This window comes from Thalassospira xianhensis MCCC 1A02616, assembly GCF_003326475.1.
GTDB lineage: Bacteria > Pseudomonadota > Alphaproteobacteria > Rhodospirillales > Thalassospiraceae > Thalassospira > Thalassospira xianhensis.
Genome location: NZ_JPWA01000019.1, coordinates 59516 through 77797, shown reverse-complemented (window position 1 = coordinate 77797; position 18282 = coordinate 59516). Strand labels below are relative to the sequence as shown.

At 55.7% G+C, this 18282-nt stretch carries 18 protein-coding genes and 1 pseudogene; 6 read left to right on the top strand and 13 right to left on the bottom strand.

Annotated elements, in window-relative coordinates:
- Positions 1-57: 57 nt before the first annotated feature.
- Positions 58-513, top strand: coding sequence for a DNA polymerase III subunit chi (locus TH5_RS15650; protein WP_114122610.1), 456 nt, complete (start codon positions 58-60; stop codon positions 511-513).
- A 36-nt stretch (positions 514-549) separates the two neighbouring features.
- Here the strand turns inward: TH5_RS15650 and TH5_RS15645 are convergent, their stop codons facing one another.
- Together TH5_RS15645 and TH5_RS15640 are read right to left on the bottom strand one after the other, a co-directional pair.
- Positions 550-1188 carry a GNAT family N-acetyltransferase gene (locus tag TH5_RS15645; RefSeq protein ID WP_167443573.1) on the bottom strand — a complete coding sequence of 213 codons (639 nt, stop codon included), beginning with the start codon at positions 1186-1188 and terminating at the stop codon, positions 550-552.
- Positions 1189-1224: 36 nt separating this feature from the next.
- Entirely contained in the window at positions 1225-2184 is a 960-nt protein-coding gene (locus TH5_RS15640; RefSeq protein WP_114122608.1) for a homocysteine S-methyltransferase family protein, read from the bottom strand.
- 241 nt (positions 2185-2425) lie between these two features.
- Here TH5_RS15640 and TH5_RS15630 point away from each other — a divergent pair, with 241 nt between their 5' ends.
- The gene (locus tag TH5_RS15630) at positions 2426-3091 is read left to right on the top strand and encodes a TetR/AcrR family transcriptional regulator (protein ID WP_114122606.1); all 666 of its coding nucleotides are present in this window, start codon (positions 2426-2428) and stop codon (positions 3089-3091) included.
- Positions 3092-3103: 12 nt separating this feature from the next.
- On the opposite strand, the gene TH5_RS15625 is transcribed toward TH5_RS15630, so the two are convergent.
- The 3 genes from TH5_RS15625 to TH5_RS15615 are packed head-to-tail and all read right to left on the bottom strand — an operon-like array spanning position 3104 to position 6944.
- Complete coding sequence (locus tag TH5_RS15625; RefSeq protein WP_114122605.1) at positions 3104-3754, bottom strand: hypothetical protein; 651 nt, start codon at positions 3752-3754, stop codon at positions 3104-3106.
- Positions 3755-3784: 30 nt separating this feature from the next.
- Positions 3785-6091: a protein-arginine deiminase family protein gene (locus tag TH5_RS15620; RefSeq protein WP_114122604.1), complete on the bottom strand. Its 2307-nt coding sequence runs from the start codon at positions 6089-6091 to the stop codon at positions 3785-3787.
- A gap of 7 nt (positions 6092-6098) precedes the next feature.
- Positions 6099-6944 carry a hypothetical protein gene (locus TH5_RS15615; protein ID WP_114122603.1) on the bottom strand — a complete coding sequence of 282 codons (846 nt, stop codon included), beginning with the start codon at positions 6942-6944 and terminating at the stop codon, positions 6099-6101.
- Between the two features lie 313 nt (positions 6945-7257).
- On the opposite strand from TH5_RS15615, the pseudogene TH5_RS15610 reads away from it, so the two are divergent.
- The 3 genes and pseudogenes from TH5_RS15610 to TH5_RS15600 form a co-directional block, all read left to right on the top strand.
- Positions 7258-7986: pseudogene (locus TH5_RS15610) on the top strand (methionine ABC transporter ATP-binding protein); the annotation flags it as partial.
- A gap of 71 nt (positions 7987-8057) precedes the next feature.
- Positions 8058-8717 (top strand): methionine ABC transporter permease, encoded by a 660-nt coding sequence (locus TH5_RS15605; RefSeq protein WP_062952387.1) that lies wholly within the window; start codon positions 8058-8060, stop codon positions 8715-8717.
- A 68-nt stretch (positions 8718-8785) separates the two neighbouring features.
- Positions 8786-9586 (top strand): MetQ/NlpA family ABC transporter substrate-binding protein, encoded by an 801-nt coding sequence (locus TH5_RS15600; protein ID WP_114122601.1) that lies wholly within the window; start codon positions 8786-8788, stop codon positions 9584-9586.
- A 97-nt stretch (positions 9587-9683) separates the two neighbouring features.
- Here the strand turns inward: TH5_RS15600 and TH5_RS15595 are convergent, their stop codons facing one another.
- From TH5_RS15595 to TH5_RS15570, 6 genes are all read right to left on the bottom strand, one after another.
- Positions 9684-10412 carry a DUF899 domain-containing protein gene (locus TH5_RS15595; protein ID WP_114122632.1) on the bottom strand — a complete coding sequence of 243 codons (729 nt, stop codon included), beginning with the start codon at positions 10410-10412 and terminating at the stop codon, positions 9684-9686.
- A gap of 142 nt (positions 10413-10554) precedes the next feature.
- Positions 10555-11262, bottom strand: a complete 708-nt coding sequence (locus tag TH5_RS15590; protein WP_114122600.1) for a GNAT family N-acetyltransferase — start codon at positions 11260-11262, stop codon at positions 10555-10557.
- Positions 11263-11267: 5 nt separating this feature from the next.
- On the bottom strand, positions 11268-12923 hold the full coding sequence (locus TH5_RS15585) for an MFS transporter (protein WP_114122599.1): 1656 nt from the start codon (positions 12921-12923) through the stop codon (positions 11268-11270).
- A gap of 139 nt (positions 12924-13062) precedes the next feature.
- Positions 13063-13521 (bottom strand): SRPBCC family protein, encoded by a 459-nt coding sequence (locus tag TH5_RS15580; protein ID WP_114122598.1) that lies wholly within the window; start codon positions 13519-13521, stop codon positions 13063-13065.
- On the bottom strand, positions 13521-13892 hold the full coding sequence (locus TH5_RS15575) for an ArsR/SmtB family transcription factor (protein ID WP_114122597.1): 372 nt from the start codon (positions 13890-13892) through the stop codon (positions 13521-13523). Before TH5_RS15575 ends, TH5_RS15580 begins: the two co-directional genes overlap by 1 nt.
- 36 nt (positions 13893-13928) lie before the next feature.
- Positions 13929-14576, bottom strand: coding sequence for a LysE family translocator (locus TH5_RS15570; RefSeq protein ID WP_114122596.1), 648 nt, complete (start codon positions 14574-14576; stop codon positions 13929-13931).
- 228 nt (positions 14577-14804) lie between these two features.
- Between TH5_RS15570 and TH5_RS15565 the strand changes: the two genes are divergently transcribed.
- Positions 14805-16958 carry an autotransporter family protein gene (locus tag TH5_RS15565; protein WP_167443572.1) on the top strand — a complete coding sequence of 718 codons (2154 nt, stop codon included), beginning with the start codon at positions 14805-14807 and terminating at the stop codon, positions 16956-16958.
- Positions 16959-16962: 4 nt separating this feature from the next.
- On the opposite strand, the gene TH5_RS15560 is transcribed toward TH5_RS15565, so the two are convergent.
- Together TH5_RS15560 and TH5_RS25345 are read right to left on the bottom strand one after the other, a co-directional pair.
- On the bottom strand, positions 16963-18000 hold the full coding sequence (locus TH5_RS15560; RefSeq protein WP_114122594.1) for a helix-turn-helix domain-containing protein: 1038 nt from the start codon (positions 17998-18000) through the stop codon (positions 16963-16965).
- Positions 17997-18275, bottom strand: coding sequence for a hypothetical protein (locus TH5_RS25345; RefSeq protein ID WP_147250115.1), 279 nt, complete (start codon positions 18273-18275; stop codon positions 17997-17999). Before TH5_RS25345 ends, TH5_RS15560 begins: the two co-directional genes overlap by 4 nt.
- Positions 18276-18282: the final 7 nt, after the last annotated feature.

Below are 18282 nucleotides of genomic sequence, written 5' to 3'. Positions count from 1 at the left end.
GCGGGGCAGGGTGACGATCACCTTGCCCCGTTTTCATGTTCGGGATAGAAATCGACCATGGCTGACATCTGGTTCTATCATCTGACCGCGTCCCCGCTGGAACGTGCATTGCCGACCCTGCTGTCCAAGACATTGGAGCGGGAAAAACGTGCTGTCGTCATGACCGGGACCGAGGAAAGGATCGAGGCGCTCAATACTCTGCTTTGGACCTATGACGCCGCAAGCTGGATGCCCCATGGATCGAAATCCGATGGTGATCCGGAAATGCAGCCGGTCTGGTTGACATCCGATGATGAAAATCCCAACGGGGCGCAATTCCTGTTTTTGACCGACCGGGCCATCAGCGAAAAGATCGCCGATTATGAACGCGTCATCATGCTGTTTGATGATCGTGATCATGAAGCGGTGGCCGAGGCGCGCACGCGCTGGAAAGACTGGAAAGAAGCAGGGCACAAGCTGTCCTACTGGCAGCAGACCCCGCAAGGGGCGTGGGAAAAGAAGGCCGAAAGCTGAGGGCTTCCGGCCTTTTGTTTCGTTTCCTGCTTCTGATCAGAACTGCTTGATCAGCAATATCCAGTTTTTACCGGGATTTTCCCAACCTTCCTTGACCATCGCGCGTTTGGCGCACTGGGTATAACCATGCCGTTCATAAAGACGGATGGCACCGGGATTACCGTCTGATGCGATGATGCTGATGGCCTGTTTTCCGGCATTCACCGCATTGCGTTCGGCCGCCCGAATCAGTTTCGATCCGACCCCGCGATTGCGAAATGGCGGAAACACCGCCAGCACATTGATGTACCAGCTTTCAGGCGCCAGACTTTCAAGTTCAAGCAATGGCACGAACATCGCCGGAATTTCCGCCGGATCAACCGGATCAAACGTATCGGGCTGGGCATAGTCAATCAGGGCACCCATTACCTGATGTTCGCCGAAGGCAAGCGTGGTATTGCGATAGGAAAATCCTCCTTCATTGCGCCGGGCACGCCGATGCCCGACATCCCAGACGGTCTCGTCGCCTTCAATCATGTCCTGCCATAGATAAACCGGCAGGCCTTCACCCGCGATATTGATCAGCTTGGCCATGATATCGGCGTCATTTCTACTTGCGCGCCGTAAATCCATTGGCGGTGTCGGACGGCCGGTATTCGATTGTGCCAATGGCCGCACGGCTGGTTTAAAGCTCATATTCATTGCTCGTGTCCCGTTTCTTTGTCTTTGCGATCATCCCGCCGCCACAAGACGTGGCAGGGCATGTTCGGCCATGGCATGGACATGGCGATGATCGGTCCCGCAACAGCCGCCAATCACCGACAGGTTCGGCAGCAATTCGGCCAGATCGCAATAAAGTCGCCCCAGTTCGTCCGGGTTGCCGTCATCAAGATGTTCGCTGGCATCAAGTTCCGCGTGGCTCAGGCGTGATGCATTGGCCCGAACACCACAAATGCGGTTCTTCCAGGCGTTGTCGCCATCAAGCTTGTCGCGGAAATGGTCGGGATGGGCGCAATTGATCATGTAATAAACCGGATAGGCACCGGTTTGTGCATCGACCATTTCAATCACGTCGCCAATGCCTTCGCCGCTTGGCAGCCGGCCGTCGGTTTCAACGGTAAAGGAAATCACGCAGGGCAAATTTCCATCCTTGCAGGCCAGTGCAATTCCAATGGCTTCTTCGGGATAATTCATCGTGATTGCCGATACCATATCGACTGGTGTGCCAGTAAAGGTGCGAACCTGAACCGCGTGATAGTCGCGTGCCTGCTGTGCGGTCATGCGGTCAGTCGGGCTATACCCATCGCCGCGCGGCCCGATGCAGCCACTGATCAGGCAAGGGGTTTCGGTAGTCTGATACCGGTCGCGCAGATCGGTCATCATGCGGATTGATTTGTGATTGATATCCACCAGTTCGGCTGCACTGTAACCCATGCGCAGGCCCCAGTCGCTATTGGCGCGCCATGTCGGGCTTTCCAGAACAAAGCCGACCTTGGCCTTACGTGCAATTTCGAGGTAGCGCGCGTAATAGGCGGCAACGCGGTTGCAGCCGTCCTGCGTTTTCAACAGGTCGAATGACGCGAAATAGGGGATATCGATCCCGTCATGGAAAATCAGGGTGGTTTCAAGCCCGCCGTCGGTAATGAATTTGGTTGGCGCGAAAGGGGGCAGATGGGGATGCCGTGCGGTCATGACTTCAAATTTCACATTTTGGGGTTTCAAAAATTCTACCCGGACGCTATTCAATCCAGCGAAAGAGCAGGGGCCGAAGTCTCGCTTTGGTTGGGTTTTGCTTCTAGTAAGCACGCGGTGCAGTTTTTTGGAATTACTGAAAACCGTTTGAAAACAATGGAATATTGGAAGTGGTCGGCTTTCTGGCGCATTCGGGGTTATGCTGTGCGACGGAAAACTGTACCGCCGGTAGGGTAAAGTGATGAACCAGACGATTGATCAGGCCGCCGATGCGGCATCAGAACAGATCAAGGGCAAGGGGGAACGTACCCGCGACCGTATCCTCGAAATTGCCGAAAACTCGGTGCTGAACAAGGGATTTGGCGCAACCTCGATCGAAGAGCTCATCTGCGAGGCCGGCATCACCAAAAGTGGGTTTTTCTATCACTTCAAGGATAAGAACGAACTGGCGCGCGCCCTGTTGCTGCGCCATATCGAGCAGGATGAAAAGATCCTTGATCAGGTGTTTTTGCGCGGGCAGGAACTGGTTGATGATCCGCTGCAGCAATTCCTTATCGGACTTAAAATCCTTGCCGAACTGGTCGAAGATCTGCCGCAGGGGCACCCGGGATGCCTGATTGCGGTTTACTGTTATCAGGAACGGCTGTTTGACAATGAAGTCCGGCTTTTGAACCGGCAGGCGGTGCTGGGCTGGCGCACGCGGTTCCGCGCCATTCTGGATCGGATTGTTGATGTTTATCCGCCCAACGAGCCGGTCGATCTTGATGAACTTGCCGACATGGTTTCAACCGTGGTGGAAGGTGGCATCGTGATGTCAAAGGCGCTCGGTCGTCCGCATATGCTTGCCAATCAGATCATGCTGCTGCGCAGTTTCGTCAAACTGTTGTTTACCCGGCAACCGGTCTGATCGGATGTGGGTTCAAGGCGTGCCGGTTTTGCCGCTGCCGTCAGTACCGCCGCTGCCTCCAGTGCTCATGACATCCTCAAACAGGATTTCCACCAGCGCCTTGGTGACGTCATTCTGGCTCAGTTTCCCGCCTGCCATTTCATTGATTGCCGGGAAACTGTCCGCCGACAGGTCAAACAGTTTTGTCTGGATTTCCGATGCGCGAACCGGCCAGTCCGGATCGATTTGAGCCAGTCCCAGTAACATCGCACGCGCCATCTGATCGGCATTGCCGCTTTTGATCGCGTCCTGAACCTGCGGGATTTGCTTGGCCTCGGACACGGCAACGTCAAGTGTCGCCAGCAGGTCGGCCAATGCCTTTGCCTGAACCTGAATATCCGTCACCGGGTAATTCTGTTCAATATCGCGCAACGGGGCGACGGCGGCCGATGTGCCGTAACTCGACAGATAGGCAATCGCCCCGCCTAACTGCCAGCTTTCCCATTTTTTCCACGAACCGGCTTTCAGATCATCGATCATCGGGGCAGCGATGGTGCCGCTATATTGCCGGAAAATCTGGTCGATCGCTTGCGGTGCCGGGCGGCCGGTCACGCGGGTTGCTTCCTGTGTTGCAAGGACGGCGATATCTTTCAGGGCTTGTTGATAGTCGCTTTGTGCAGTCATCGGAAAGCTCCCGTTTCATATGTCACGATATCACGCATCAACCGCTGTCCACCAGTTGGCATAGCGCACATTGCCAAACGCCGTCTGACCGTCATAGGGCGTGCGCAATTCGTTGGTGCCACAGTGAATTTCGCCCAGTTGAACATGGTAATTGGTCCAGTCATCAATGAAATCGCATGTCGGCCCGCCGCCAATCGCGGCGATTTTCTGACTCAAATCACGTTCAAAAAGATCGTATCCATGATTGACGTGATCTGTCAGATCCTCAATCCAGGGTCCGAAAGGTTTGGGGATCATCAGGCGACGATTGCCGACAAACATATTGGGCATATCACCGGTCAAGGCACCGCACTGAAAACCGCCCTGTTTGCCCGGATAGACGTTAAAGCCGTTATCGCGCCCGATCGTCCAACCAGAAACCTTGTCTGCAAAGGTGAAATCACCGGGATTATAGCCTTCCGGGAAGAAGATGACCGGAACCTTGATGATATCGGTATCGACCAGATCGAATGCATTTTTCAGGAGTGTGACATTTCTGGCGATAACTGTTTCAACCCCGCCAATGTTCCAGTCGCGCAGTTGCTTGTATGTGTAATTGCTGTGATCGCGTGGATTGGTCAAGGGTGCCGGGCCGTTGCCCAGAAAGGCATTGATGGTCGCGCCAACATTGGTCCCGTTGATTTGCAGGCTGGTATAATCAAAACGATTATGAACACCATCCCATGCCGCACGATTAAGAACATTTGCGGCACCATGTGCACCCTGGGCTACGGTCATCAGGCGGTATGCCTCTGCCGGGCTTGCCACCAGAAGCTTCCATTTTTTGAAGGCACTGACCGGATTGTTGTCAGGTACAAAGGTCATCATTTCATCGACATGACCAACCAGTAGCCAGTCCGTATCAAGAATGATCGGTGTTTGCATGTTCTGGGCGGCCATGAAGTCGCGGGTGCTGGCATCGACCCTGTGATACCGGTTATGGCCGTAATAAATCCGGCCGTATCGATACGGTGTGACGATGCCATTCGCCGTTTTCTGAACCGGTGGGGTTACGGCAATATTTCCGCCTGAATTGGCCGAGGCAATGGCATCTGCGCTTCCTGCTGCCGGATAGGAAATGCCGACATTTGCATTCAGCAATGTCTCATACACCCAGTTTTGCAGGGGCCGCCAGCGGTGGGCCTTCATGAAAACATCCTTGTTTTCAACACCTGTTCCATTACCGGGCCATGAACAGTGACCCGATACAATGGTGTCGCGCATCCAGCGGTCATCCCCGGCGGGAACGGTGCCCCCGCGATAGTTTGCCCATGCATTGCCGTTCAGATAGGGAACACCTGTTGGGGTTGCTGCGGCGGGATCGCCTACCGTGACCGGGATAACCGGATTGTCCGCACCGGCTGCCGCACCAAGATCAACACGAAACTGTGCATTGTTTGCGTTGGCGACATACATGCGGGCAACTGTTTGCAAATGGTGATTGCCGACCCACCGTGCTGCGACAACCCGGTCTGCATAAAGATAGCTTGGATTGCCTGCACCTGTGACCTCGGGCTGGATCACATGCAAAACGATGCGGACTTGACCAGAGGTAAACCCGGTGCCGGCAAACCGGACGGCTTCAAGGGCAAAGAGCTTGGAAGTGCCGACATTGCCGGTTGTAATTGCTGCGATGTCCGTCGTTTCGGGACCAATGATTTCGGTGCTGTTATTCAGAATACCATTGAATATCCGCAAATGTTGCCGGGCCGGGTTTTCACCCCCAGCCCCGATAACACGCAGTTCCAAGCCCCAACCGCCGGGTACAACAGGGGCACCTGCATTCGGGCCAAGCGCATTTCGCCGGATTTCAAGGCGGGAGGTGCCGGTCACCAGATCATTGTTCCCGTTTACCCGCTGATCCTGATTGTCGGCATAGCCGACAGCGGTGTTATTACCATCGCGGTTGCAGTTGACCGGAATGATCGCACCAACACCCCCTACGCCATATGTGATGGCGGGTGGTGTCACCTGATTAAGGATACCGGCATCATCCAGATTGCCGTCACGATTGCGGTCCGTGTGAAGCGTATACCAGACAACATCAAGATTTTTGGCATTGGTGGCATCACCATTCACCACAATGTTCTGCTCGTCCACCGGGACGAACCCGGCACCGCTAACCTTCAGCCGCCATGTACCATCCGGGATATCAAAAACATGCGAACCCACGACATTTGGTGTCAGAACCAAGTCCTGTGTCTGTTGCTGATGGGCATCGCTGGTGAGCGAGATGCGCACCGAGTTGAACGGATAAACTCCGGCGGGGGCAGTAAGCTGGACGGTGTAATTTGCCATGACGTCCTCAGCGGCTGGTAGGGGCGGGTGATGGGCTGGCGTTCATCGCATCGGCCATCAGAAGCCGTGCCTGAAGCGCGTTGTTCAGAATGGCAATCCGGTCATCGATGGTGCCAAGCCCGGCATCCTTCAGGATTGCACTCGCCCACGGCTGGTTGCTGATGTCAGGGCCGCCGGTGAATTGTACGGTGGCGTAATCGGTAATCCCGTCGGGCGTTTTGACGCCAAGCCTGATCGCGGCATCCCCGGCGGCCTTGATGGCGACCGCCAGACTGTCGGCGTCATATCCGGCAACCGCATCGGGAATGGTGATCTGCAAATAACCGGGAAGCGACGCGATCACATCATCAAGCGACGGCACCGGTGACGGGCTGGGGCCGGGCGATGGCGATGGTGTCGGCGTTGGTGTGGGTTGCGGTTTCGGGCCGCAGGGCGATGTTGGCAGTGCCGCAACCGCCTGTGCTTCCTGTGCCATCAGTTTCGCAACCTCATCGGCAAAGCGTTTCTCAGCCTGAAGGCGGCTGGCGGCACTCGCATCGAATTTCTGCTTGCTCATGATGCTCAGCGTCTTGAGCCGTTCGGTATCCTGCGCCCCAAACGCCGCCAGAAGATTACCGACCTGCGGGGCGGCATCGGTAATGCGTTGCGACAACGCCTTGGCATCCTTGCCGCTGCCTGCTGCAATCAGGGTATCGCCATCGCGGGCAAGGCTCTGGTCATTGCTGATCTGCGCATTCAGGCTTTCAAGCTGCTTGGCGGTGCGAATGTCGATCTTGCTGCCGGTGATGGTGACACTGGTCGGGTATTGCGCCAGTGTTCGGGCAAGGTCGCTGATCCTGTCGGCATAGGCCATTTGTCCAGTCCCGCTTTGGTGAAGACGTCCTATGACGCGGGCGTGCGGGGCCTGTGACAGGCGAAGTTAATACAAATACTCCCTGTTGATTATTTCGATCTCATGCAAGCCATGCGTAAATTGCATGCGCATCGGGATTGATGAACGGCGTTCGGTTCGCTATACATGTCATATCGAACGCGCCGATTTGCTCCTCAGCTTGCGGGCGCGATAAAAATGCGGCTAAAGCGAGAGGGCGTGCACGCTCCGACATGTACGACCGCCTCGGGAATAGCCGCGGCGGTTTTTTTATGTTCGGAAAAGGTTGGGATCCATGATCAGGCTCTCGAACGTCCAGAAGACTTACCCCGCACGGCGCGGAAGCCCGGCGCACAAGGCGCTGCACGGCATCAATCTTGATATCGCAGCCGGTGAAATCGTTGGGGTTATTGGCAGGTCTGGTGCGGGCAAATCCACACTTATTCGCTGCATCAACCTGCTTGAAGTCCCGACAGCGGGCAGTGTCATTGTTGATGGCACCGATGTGACGCAACTGGCAAAACGCGATCTGCCGCTGTTTCGCCGTCAGCTTGGCATGGTGTTCCAGCATTTCAATCTGCTGTCATCGCGCACGGTTTACGACAATATCGCCCTGCCGCTTGAGCTGGCCGGGGCCAGCAAGGCCGATATTGCCGCGGCTGTTGATCCGTTGTTGCCGCTGGTCGGGCTTGAAGACAAACGTGACCGCTATCCCGCCGAACTTTCCGGTGGCCAGAAACAGCGTGTCGGCATTGCGCGTGCGCTTTCAAGCAATCCCAAGGTCGTTCTGTGTGACGAGGTCACATCCGCCCTTGATCCGGAAACCACCCGCCAGATTCTCAGCCTGCTGCGTGACATCAACAAACGCCTTGGCCTGACCATGGTGGTGATCACCCATGAAATGGCGGTGGTCAAACAGTTGTGTGACCGGGTGGCGGTGATGGATGGCGGCGTGATTGTCGAGGAAGGCAAGGTTGATGCGATTTTCGCCAATCCGGCCCACGCCACGACCCAATCGCTTCTGGCTGATGAATTTCTGGATTATCCGGCGCGGAACAATACCGCTGCGACCGCCGGGCAGGAGGAGGCTTAATCATGTTTGCAACACTTGCACCGATCCTGCTTCAGGCAACGCTTGAAACCTTTTCGATGGTGATTTCGGCCCTTGTACTTGGCACGACATTCGGTTTGCCAATCGGGGTGATCCTGGCGACATCCGGGCGCGGCGAACTGTTCGAAGCCCCGCTGTTCCAGAAAATCATCGGTCCGATCGTCAATGCGACCCGGTCCGTCCCCTTCATCATTCTGGCCGTGGCGATTATTCCGTTTACCCGTCTGGTAGCGGGGACATCCATCGGTACGGCGGCCGCGATTGTGCCCCTCACGGTGGCGGCCATTCCGTTCATCGCACGCATCATCGAAGGTGCCATCCGCGAAGTTGATGGCGGCCTTGTCGAAGCTGCCCAGGCCATGGGCGCACGCCCGTTCCAGGTGGTGACCAAGGTGCTGCTGCCCGAAGCCCTTCCCGGAATCATTCATGGCCTGACCTTAACCGCGGTCACCCTGATCGGTTATTCGGCGATGGTCGGTGCGGTCGGGGCCGGCGGGCTTGGCGATCTTGGCATTCGTTATGGATATCAGCGTTTCCGCCCCGATGTTATGGCGGCGGTTGTCATCACCCTGATTGTGGTGGTGCAGATGGTGCAAAGCCTGGGCGACTGGCTGGCGCGCAAGGCTGATAAACGCAACATCTGATCACTGTTTTCGTTTCTTCATCTTCTTTGAATTCCCGCAAAACACCACAGTAAACAAGGAGTTTTACCATGCGGTTTCTGCTTAAACTGACGGCTGCTGCCGTTCTGGCCACCGCCCTGACCGGGCAGGCATTGGCGAACGAGAAAATCAAAATCGGCGTCACCCCGGGTGCGCACGAAGAAGTCATGGAACAGGTCGTCAAGGTCGCGGCCGAAAAGGGCCTTGATATCGAAATCATCAGCTTCTCGGATTATGTCATTCCGAACCAGGCGCTTGATGATGGCGACCTGCAGGCCAACAGCTTCCAGCACAAGCCTTACCTTGATAACCAGATCAAGGATCGCGGTTATGACCTTTCGGTGGTTGGCTATAACATCCTGACCCCGATGGGCATCTATTCCGACAAGATCAAGGATCTGAGCGAGCTTAAAGACGGTGCCGAAGTCGGCATTCCAAACGACCCGACCAATGGTGGTCGTGCGCTTCTGGTGCTGCAGTCCGAAGGCCTGATCAAGGTTGACCCGGCTGCCGGTCTGTCGGTCAGCCCGCTTGACGTCATCGAAAACCCGAAAAACATCAAATTCGTTGAACTTGATGCGGCCCAGCTGCCGCGTTCGCTTGCCGATCTGGATGCTTCGGCGATCAACACCAACTACGCGCTTGAAGCCGGCCTGAACCCGATCAAGGATTCAATTGCGATCGAAGGCAATGACAGCCCGTATGCCAACGTGATCGTCACCCGCACCCAGGACAAAGACGCGCCGTGGGTCAAAACGCTGGTTGAAGCCTATCACGATGATTCGATCCGCGAATTCATCGAAACCAAATATGAAGGCTCGGTCCTGCCGGTTTTCAAAATTTCTGAATAATCGCAGCGATTATTCAAAACAAGTAAAGCCCGCGCCTGGATCAGAGCGCGGGCTTTTTTGTGCGGACATATACCGATTGCTTTACGGCTAATCCCTGCTAGTGACAGCAGGAATGCACCGGTTTGTAATCCTCGTACAGATCATGCAGCTTGACCCAGTCCATCACCCCGTCCTCGTTACGGCCAAAGGGTGTCATGTCGAGGAAGGCGTGCGCCCCGATCAGGGCATCACCGGCGCGGGCGTAACTGGAATAGGTGTGGAAAATCTCGCCGGTTTCGGGATCGCGGACAAAGACGCTTTCGCCGTGAAGGTCTTCCATCTTGCCGGTATAGGGTGCGTAATTATAGGTCGCCTTGCCGGCCTTGACGTCATCGGGGCGGAAGGACGCTTCGAAATCATAGTTGAAGTCCGAACCGGCCGAGGAAACCCATGGGAAATCCCAGCCCATGCGCTTTTTGAAATCCTGAAATTCCGCAAGCGGCGCGCGGGAAGCAGCAACCAGCGTCACGTCATGGTGCTTGAGATGCAGGTTGGCACCGTCAAAATGATCGGCAAGGAACGAACAACCGACACAACCCTCTTTCCAGCCCGGTCCAAACATGAAGTGATAGACGATTAACTGATTGCGGCCATCAAACAGATCGGCGAGCGATTTTTCACCGTCCGGCGTGTCAAAGACATACTCCTTGTCGACCCGCACCCAAGGCAGGGTCCGGCGTTCCTCGCACAGGCGGTCATAGGCGCGCATATGTGCCTTTTCCCGTTCAAGATGCGCCTTGCGGGCATCAAGCCATTCCGCGCGAGAGACGATTTCGGGGCGTTTCATCATATCCTCCTTGTTGATCGGGTGGCGGCGCTGATCAAAAGGCAATGCAAAGACAATCATGCCGGGGAAGGTCTATGGGCAATTCAGTGGATGGCAATTCAAGCGTGTGTCGGGACCGGTCGGATTTCTGACCGGTCCCGGCTTACATTCCCTTGCAGGCGTGTTTTTGCATCTCAGCAGCAGTGCCGGTTTTAAGATTGCAGTTGGCGTAGACAAAATTGTCGGTACCAGCATCGGTACGGCGTGACGCATCGGGTCTGCCATGGTCCCAAATCGTGCGTTTAAGCGACCAGTCGACCTTTGCGGTGCCGCATTCGGTGGTCCATTCGGTGGTAAATTCGGGGGAATTTTCCGACCCATGGCGTTCCGCCACGACTTCGGCCCCGAACCAGTCAGCCAGACGGGCAATGCGTTTATTGTCGCTGGCCGTAACGCCCATGATCGACGCAAGATCAAGCTCGCGGAAACCAAAGGCGATCATCATTGTGCTGGCCTCGATGGCGGCGCGGTAACGCCCCCAATGGCTCGGTGACAGCTCGATCCCGAAAATCGCGCTATCCATCGGCAGGTCCTTGCCACGCAGGCCGACACATCCCAGAAGATCGCCCGACGATTTATCAAAAATCCCGACCTGGAAATTGCGCCGTGGCTGTTCTTCCTGCCATGCCAGGAACCGGTCAAACAGCGCATTGCTGCTCGCACGGGTGCGGTCATTATCGGGGGTGCCGTATAGGGCGCGATAACGGGCATCCATCTGATAGGCGACAAAGGCCGCCCGATCCGAGGGCGTGAAATCGCGCAGGATGAAACGCTTGCTTTCAAGTCTTGGGGGGAGTTCCGGACTTCGCATTGTGACTACTCCACAGTTCCGGCGGCACAGGCTGCCTGTTTCAGGGCCGGGTCAAGCGCAGCATCGCTTTTTGCGCCTTCCGCCCCATCATCGTTATTTGTGTCACAACGGGCATCGCGCAACGCGATCAGGGTGCCAATGGCCGACAAAACCATCAAAATTGTGCAAATAATCGAAATAACCTGTAAGCCATCCGTAAAGGCCGCGCGTGCAAGTGGCAGAATGTCAGATGATATTGACGCCGGAAGATCGGAAAGTGCATTGACGGCTCCGCCCAATGTGCTGCGGATGGCATCCGCGGCCTCATCCCCGATGCCCGACGGCACGGCCTTGACCATCACATCGCGATAGATCGCGGTGCCAACACTGCCCAGAATGGCAATGCCAAGCGCACCACCAAGCTCGGCGCTGGTTTCGGACATCGCGGCCGCTGATCCGGCCCGATCCGAAGGGGCGGATGCGACAACCATATCCGTACAGATCATCGCAACCGGCGTAATGCCAAGCGAGAAGATCGTCGCACCCGCGACAAGAACATAAAGGCTGACGACACTGCCCGGCCAGGAGAGCATGCCAAAGCCAATTGCGGTCAGGATCAGCGCACCGGTCATGACCTGCCCCGGTTTGAAGCGCCCCATCAGAACAGGTGCCCCCATAGAGCCGACAATACCGGCCACCGTTGCCGGCAGCATCGAAAGTCCTGCCTGAATGGGGGTAAGTCCGATGACCAGTTGCAATGCCTGCGACAGGAACAGGAAATAGGCCATCCCGGCAAAGATCACGGCGGTCTGGATCACAATCGGCAAAGAGATGGTTTTCTGTTTAAGCAGATCAAGATCAAGCAGCGGATCGGCAAGCTTGCGCTGACGGCGGATGAAAACCCATGCGCCAAGCAGGCCGAAGACAAGGGCGGCAAGCGCATCACTGCCAAAGCCATAGGCAGCAATGACCTTGACCCCGTAAATGATCGCCAGAACCGAGCCGAGCGACAAGGCCGCACTGAACAGGTCAAGCCGGCCAAAGCTTTTGGCCTTGTGTTCGGGCAGAAGGATCGGGGCAACAATCAGCAAAAGCACCATCACCGGCACATTGAGCAAAAAGACGGCCCCCCACCAGAAATAACTGAGAACAAGCCCGCCCAGAAGCGGCCCGGCGGCGGTGCCGACCATAAAGGTCGTCATCCATGCGGCAATGGCAAAGGAACGTTCCTTGTCATTGTGGAACATGGACCGGATCAGCGACAGGGTAGAGGGCATCAATGTTGCCCCGGCAATACCCAGCACGCCACGGGCAAAAATCAGCATTTCCGGCGTATCGGAAAAGGCTGCCAGCACGGAGGCCGCGCCAAAGCAGCCACCGCCGATCATCAGCAGTTTGCGCCGGCCAATCCGGTCGCCAAGCGTACCCATGGTGATCAGCGATCCGGCAATGAAAAAGCCATAGATATCGACAATCCAGAGCAGCTGGTCGCTCGTCGGATTGAGGCTTGCAGTCAGATGGGGGACGGCAAGATGCAGAACCGTCATATCCATCGCGATCAGAAGGCAGGGCAGGGCCAGAACCAGGAGCCCAATCCATTCGCGGCGGGTGGCCTTGTTATCGATGGCCGGTGACGTGGCGGGTGACGCAAGGGGGGCATCGGGACGTGTCGGGGCGCTCATGTCTCGTGTTTCCTGTATTTCTTGTGGTGGCGCAGGCCGCAACAAATCGGGGCATCGCGGCGTTTATTCTGCGGTATTCATTCGGGGCGATGTTGCGACCTTAACCGTGGTTGAGGTCAAGACGGAAATCGGGGCAAAATCATTCCGAAGTGCAACAGACTTCCAGCTTGTCAAGCGCGCTGCTCCATCCTTCCTGATGGCCATCACGCGCGCGTTCGTCAAAGAACTGCGTGTGATGGAGGATCAGAATGGTGGCCGCCCCGTGATCCTCGGCCATAAAGGTCAGGGTCACGTGCGATTTGCGTTCGGGCATGGTGATCCATTGCCAACTAAAGGACAGCTTTGCATCGGGTTCGACCGCGTCATAGGTGCCGCTGACATCGTGGATTTCACCATCAGGACCCGGTTCCTTGAACCGGATGCGAAAGGTGCCACCGGTCCGGGCGTCGATGCTGGCATCGATCATTTCGCAACCCGCGGGGCCCCACCATCTGGCGAGTTTTTCGGGTTCGGTCCATGCGGCGTAAACCTTTGCCGGTGGGGCGGCAATCCGGCGCCGGATCATCAGGCTCGGCTTGTCTGGTGTTGTATCGGGCATCAGTCCCTATCCTGCTTCTTTTCGATTTTGGTGGCGTCGTCGTCTTCTTGTTCAAGGAACGCGGCAAGCTGATCAAGTTTGTGCGACCAGAAGCGCTGATAGCGGGCCAGCCATTCCATGGCGTGCTCCATCGGTTCGGCATTCAGGCGCACATTGACCGTGCGTCCGGTCTTTTGCCGCGCAATCAGTCCGGCATCGGACAGAACATCCAGATGTTTCATCACCGCAGGCAACGAAACGTGGAACGGCCGCGCCAGTTCACTGATCGACAGGTTTTCTTCCGTCTCCAGCCGCGCCAGAAGCGCACGGCGGGTTGGATCGGCAAGGGCGGCAAAGATGTCGTTCAGTTCGGCTTCTTGATACTTAACCATGAGGTTAAGTATTGATCAGGCACACCACCCTGTCAATCAAAAGTTGCGGCCCGTTGTTGCCATGCCCTGCCACGCGGTCAGAAGGGCAACACCGATAAACAGCAAACCCGCTGCCCGCCCGATGAAAATCGTTGCCACCGGATTGCCGGTAATCAGGTTGCGGCTGGTCCCGGCGGCAAAGGCCAGCGCACCATAAACCGCAAGCTGTACAGCGGCCGTCATGATGCCCATGACAAGCGCCTGCGACCAAAGCGGCCCGTAATGCGGGCGAATGAATTGCGGATAGACCGCGAAAATGAACAGATAGGCCTTGGGATTGAGCATACAGGTGATCATGCCCTGACGAAATGCGATCCAAAGCGAAGCGGTCTTGGCCGCCCGGATGCGATCAACCGTGATGGCACTGCGCAAAAGCGTAATACCGATCCAGACCATATAGGCCGCCCCGGCAAACAGCATGACATTCAAAAGCCAGGGCGCAATGGCCAGAAGGGCGCTGATGCCGATGGCACCCAGCAGTGTGTGATACACCCCGCCCAGCATGATCCCGGCGGTGGCCGACAACCCGGCACGTTTTCCCCCGGTCAGGGAATTGGCAATAACGAAAAACATATCCATGCCGGGCACAATGATGATGCCCGACAGCAGAACAAAGAACAGCCAGAGATTTTCAGCATATGTCATGGGGCGCTCGTAGTTTATCCGCCGAACCATTTGATCGGCAGGGATAAACTAGCAGGACGCTCCTGACAGGCTCATGTCAGGAAGGTTCGAAGGGTGTCAGGCGGCAACTGAACGGGCGAGCATGTCATCTGGGATGCTGGTGCCAACAATTTGGGACGCTCAGTCAAAACAAAGATCTTAGGCGTGTTATTCTCTCCGGCATCATTGGGGGTCGTCCGAGGGGGATAAATGGCTAAGGGATTCAGATTGTTACGTCGACGGGTAGTTCCCTTGGCGTTTGTTGGTGCAGCATTATCGGGTCATGCGGCGCAGGCCGCAGATTTTACCGTTTCTGGCGGTGTCACCGATACGGTTGCTAAAACCCTGAGCGCCGGGGAAACCGGGGTGATTGAACAGGGCGGGGTTCTCAATGTTACGACAGGTGACGCCATCACTCTTAACGCAGACGGGGTGCGTGTGACCAATAACGGCACGATCACGACGGTGGGTGGCGGGCGCGTGGGCATATTTGGCTCTGGCGGGGGGGCTACAAATGCGCAGTTTGTTAATAATGGTACAATTCGGACAGACGCCGCGAACGGTTACGGAATGGCTAGTTTCGGGGCGGGTTCTAAATTTATCAATAATGGCACGCTTACGACAAGCGGTGCGAATGCCCATGCCATAAATGGCACCGGAGCCAATTCGACACTTTTCAATAGCGGCACGCTTACGACAAGCGGAAATGATTCGTACGGTCTAAACAGCGCCAACGCCAATTCGACACTCGTGAATAGCGGTACGATTACGACAAGCGGAACAGATTCCTATGGCATCGGAAGCACCAATAGCGGTTCGACACTTTCCAATAGCGGTACAATCACGACAAGCGGATCAAATGCCACCGGCATGTACGCTGACGGGAATGGCATAACATTTGTCAATAGCGGTACGATTACCACAAGCGGCAGCAATGGCGTGGGCATTCGGGGCGACGGGAATAATTCGACGCTTGTCAATAGCGGTGCGATTACCAGCACAAATGCCGACGGAATACGATCTACCGGCAGCGGCAACACCCTTACGGTCAGTGATGCCGGGACCGTCACCGTATCGGGTGTCGGACGGGCCGGGATCAGATCCACTGGGGCCAACGGGACGATCAATGTCAGCGGGAAGGTGATCGCGACCGGGTCGGCGACCGAGGCGATTGTAGGGGCGAGCGACCAGACCCTGAACATCAAGCCGGGCGCAACAATCATCGGGACGATTAATCTTGGTGCTGGCACCAATGCGGTCAATATCGATACATCGTCCGGGGCGCGGTCATCGACCCTGAGCATCAGCAATGCCGGTACGGTGAATACATCGGCTGGCGGTGAGGGGCTTGTCCGGCAAAGTGGATCGACGGTGGTGATCGCAGATCCGACAGGGCTTGCTGCCAATCGGGCGGCGCTGGGAACGACGGCAGCCGGCATTCATCAGGCGGTCAGCCAGCAACTGGCACGATCAAACAAACCGCAATCGGTTGTGGTCGCGGCCAGCGAACTTGAACCGGGTATGTTATATGCGCCGCAGATGCCTTTTGTCTGGGGACATGTTTTTGGTGGATACAGAAAACGCGGCGATGACGGGGCGAATTTGGGCTATCGCAGCCGAGTTGGTGGCGTAATCGGCGGATATGAAAAGCCGATTGATGACCACAGTATCGGTGTGTTTGGCGGGGCGTCCCTTGCAGGGATGAAAACCGACGAGGCATCGGTCGAAAGTGACAGTAACGGGTTTTTTGTTGGCGGATATGGTGAATATGTTGTCGGTGACTGGGCCATCGACGGGGCGTTGGTCGTCGGCTATCAACGCCATCAGGATAAACGTCTTGTGGTCGATAACCTGGTTGGCGAAGAAACCGCGCAATCAGATTACAACAGCGTCTATATCAGCCCGTCACTGGTGGTGATCCGGTCGATTGATATCGGCGACGGGATTGAATTGCGGCCATCGGCCGAGGTTAATTACACCTATGGCTATTACGCTGAATACACCGAAACCGGCACGACATCATCGAACCTTCGGGTTAAGGGGCATGGTGTGGATGTGATCAATGGCCGTTTGCAACTGGCGGCCCGTCAGGCGCTTGTAGATGGCCGGGGCGAGATGGAACTGCGCGGCGGGATGAAATACAGCTATTTCGGACGTGACAGCGTTGATGTCGGGCTCGGCAACGGTCCGGTTTTACGCTATCAGGGAACCGGTGATACGTCCTCGTATGGGGGATATGTCGGGGGCAATATGCGCTATGACGTGGACCGGCTGATGACGGTTGTCGCAGACATGGAACTGGGGCTTGCAACTGGCGATGAACGCACTGCTTCAGGCTATCTGGGGCTGGAATACCGGTTTTAGAGCGTTACAACCGCCGCACCCAGTTTGGCAGCCCCGCGGCGTAGCCGGTTGACGTTGTGGCTTTGCCGTGATGATGCAATCGGGCGTTCACGGCATCGGCACGGGTCTGACTTGGTGTCGAATGGAACTTGGCGCGGAATGCGCGGCTAAAATGGGACTCACTGTTAAAACCGCATTCAAAGGCAATGCTGCCGATATTCTTGTGGCTGTAACGCTGTTGCGACAGCAATTGAAAGCTCCGCTGCAAACGGCGATCCCAAAGATAATTTGCGACCCCGCCATGCGGGGCAAAAATGCGATAGATATGTGTTCTTGACATTCGAAAGGTCAGGGCAAGGCTTGCTGGTGTGATGTTTTCGGCAAGGTTGGCATCAATATAGCGGTAGATGACCTTTGCAAGGGCAACTGATGTTGGCGTGTCTATTTCCTCGGGAAGCAGGCCTTCGCACAGCAAGCATCCTTGCATTAGGCCGAGAGTTCCTTGCACGGCACTAACAGCTTGTTGAGCTGTCATATCAGGAATGTTTTTCCAAAGGTTCAGAAAACCGGTGGTCATGAAGCGAACTATCGGGTTGTCCTTGGAAAGCTTCAGTCCATGCAGTGGCGCGAGCGTATCCGATATATCTGGTCGCAATTCCCTTGGCAGAACAAGCGTAAGGTTTTCAAAATCACCCGTGATCATGTCATGGGGGTAAGAAAGATCGATGATAAGCATGTCGCCCGCGACAATGCGCTCATTCTCTTTGGTAAGGCCGCCGCCCTGCAGGAAAAGCTGAACCAGAATGTGGTCCATATCATCATCTATCACGCGGCGGGGATGCCGTAAAAATTGCTGGGCTTGTGATCTGGTGACACCAAAAACCGTTTCCTGAAGGTCGTAAACATCGATCTGTGCAAAAAAATTCGTGAGATGACATTCATGATCGGACATCGTTACATCAAAAAAGATACCGATATTTTCCTGCCATGCGTCAAAGCGGTGACGCGGATCGATATCATTGGTATCAAAGTTTGATACGGGAACCGGTTTCAATTTTGTCAATCCGGAGACTCTTTCGCATTAATGGCAGAACGATAAATTGGTACAATTAATCGCCCGCACTTTTGCGCCCGGACTAAATCAATGATTGATGTGATTGTTGTTTTTTCTACATTAAGGATGTGTTTTTTGCAAGTTCTTATGGTTTGACGATAGCTTGCTGTGTCATCCTTACGGGAAGGTTTCGGTAGCTGGTTATTGGCATGGGGACATGGTTTTGACGCATAGGCACAAGGATTTAACCAAATCGCCAGAAGGGTTTGGTTAATCCGCGACATTCGCGAT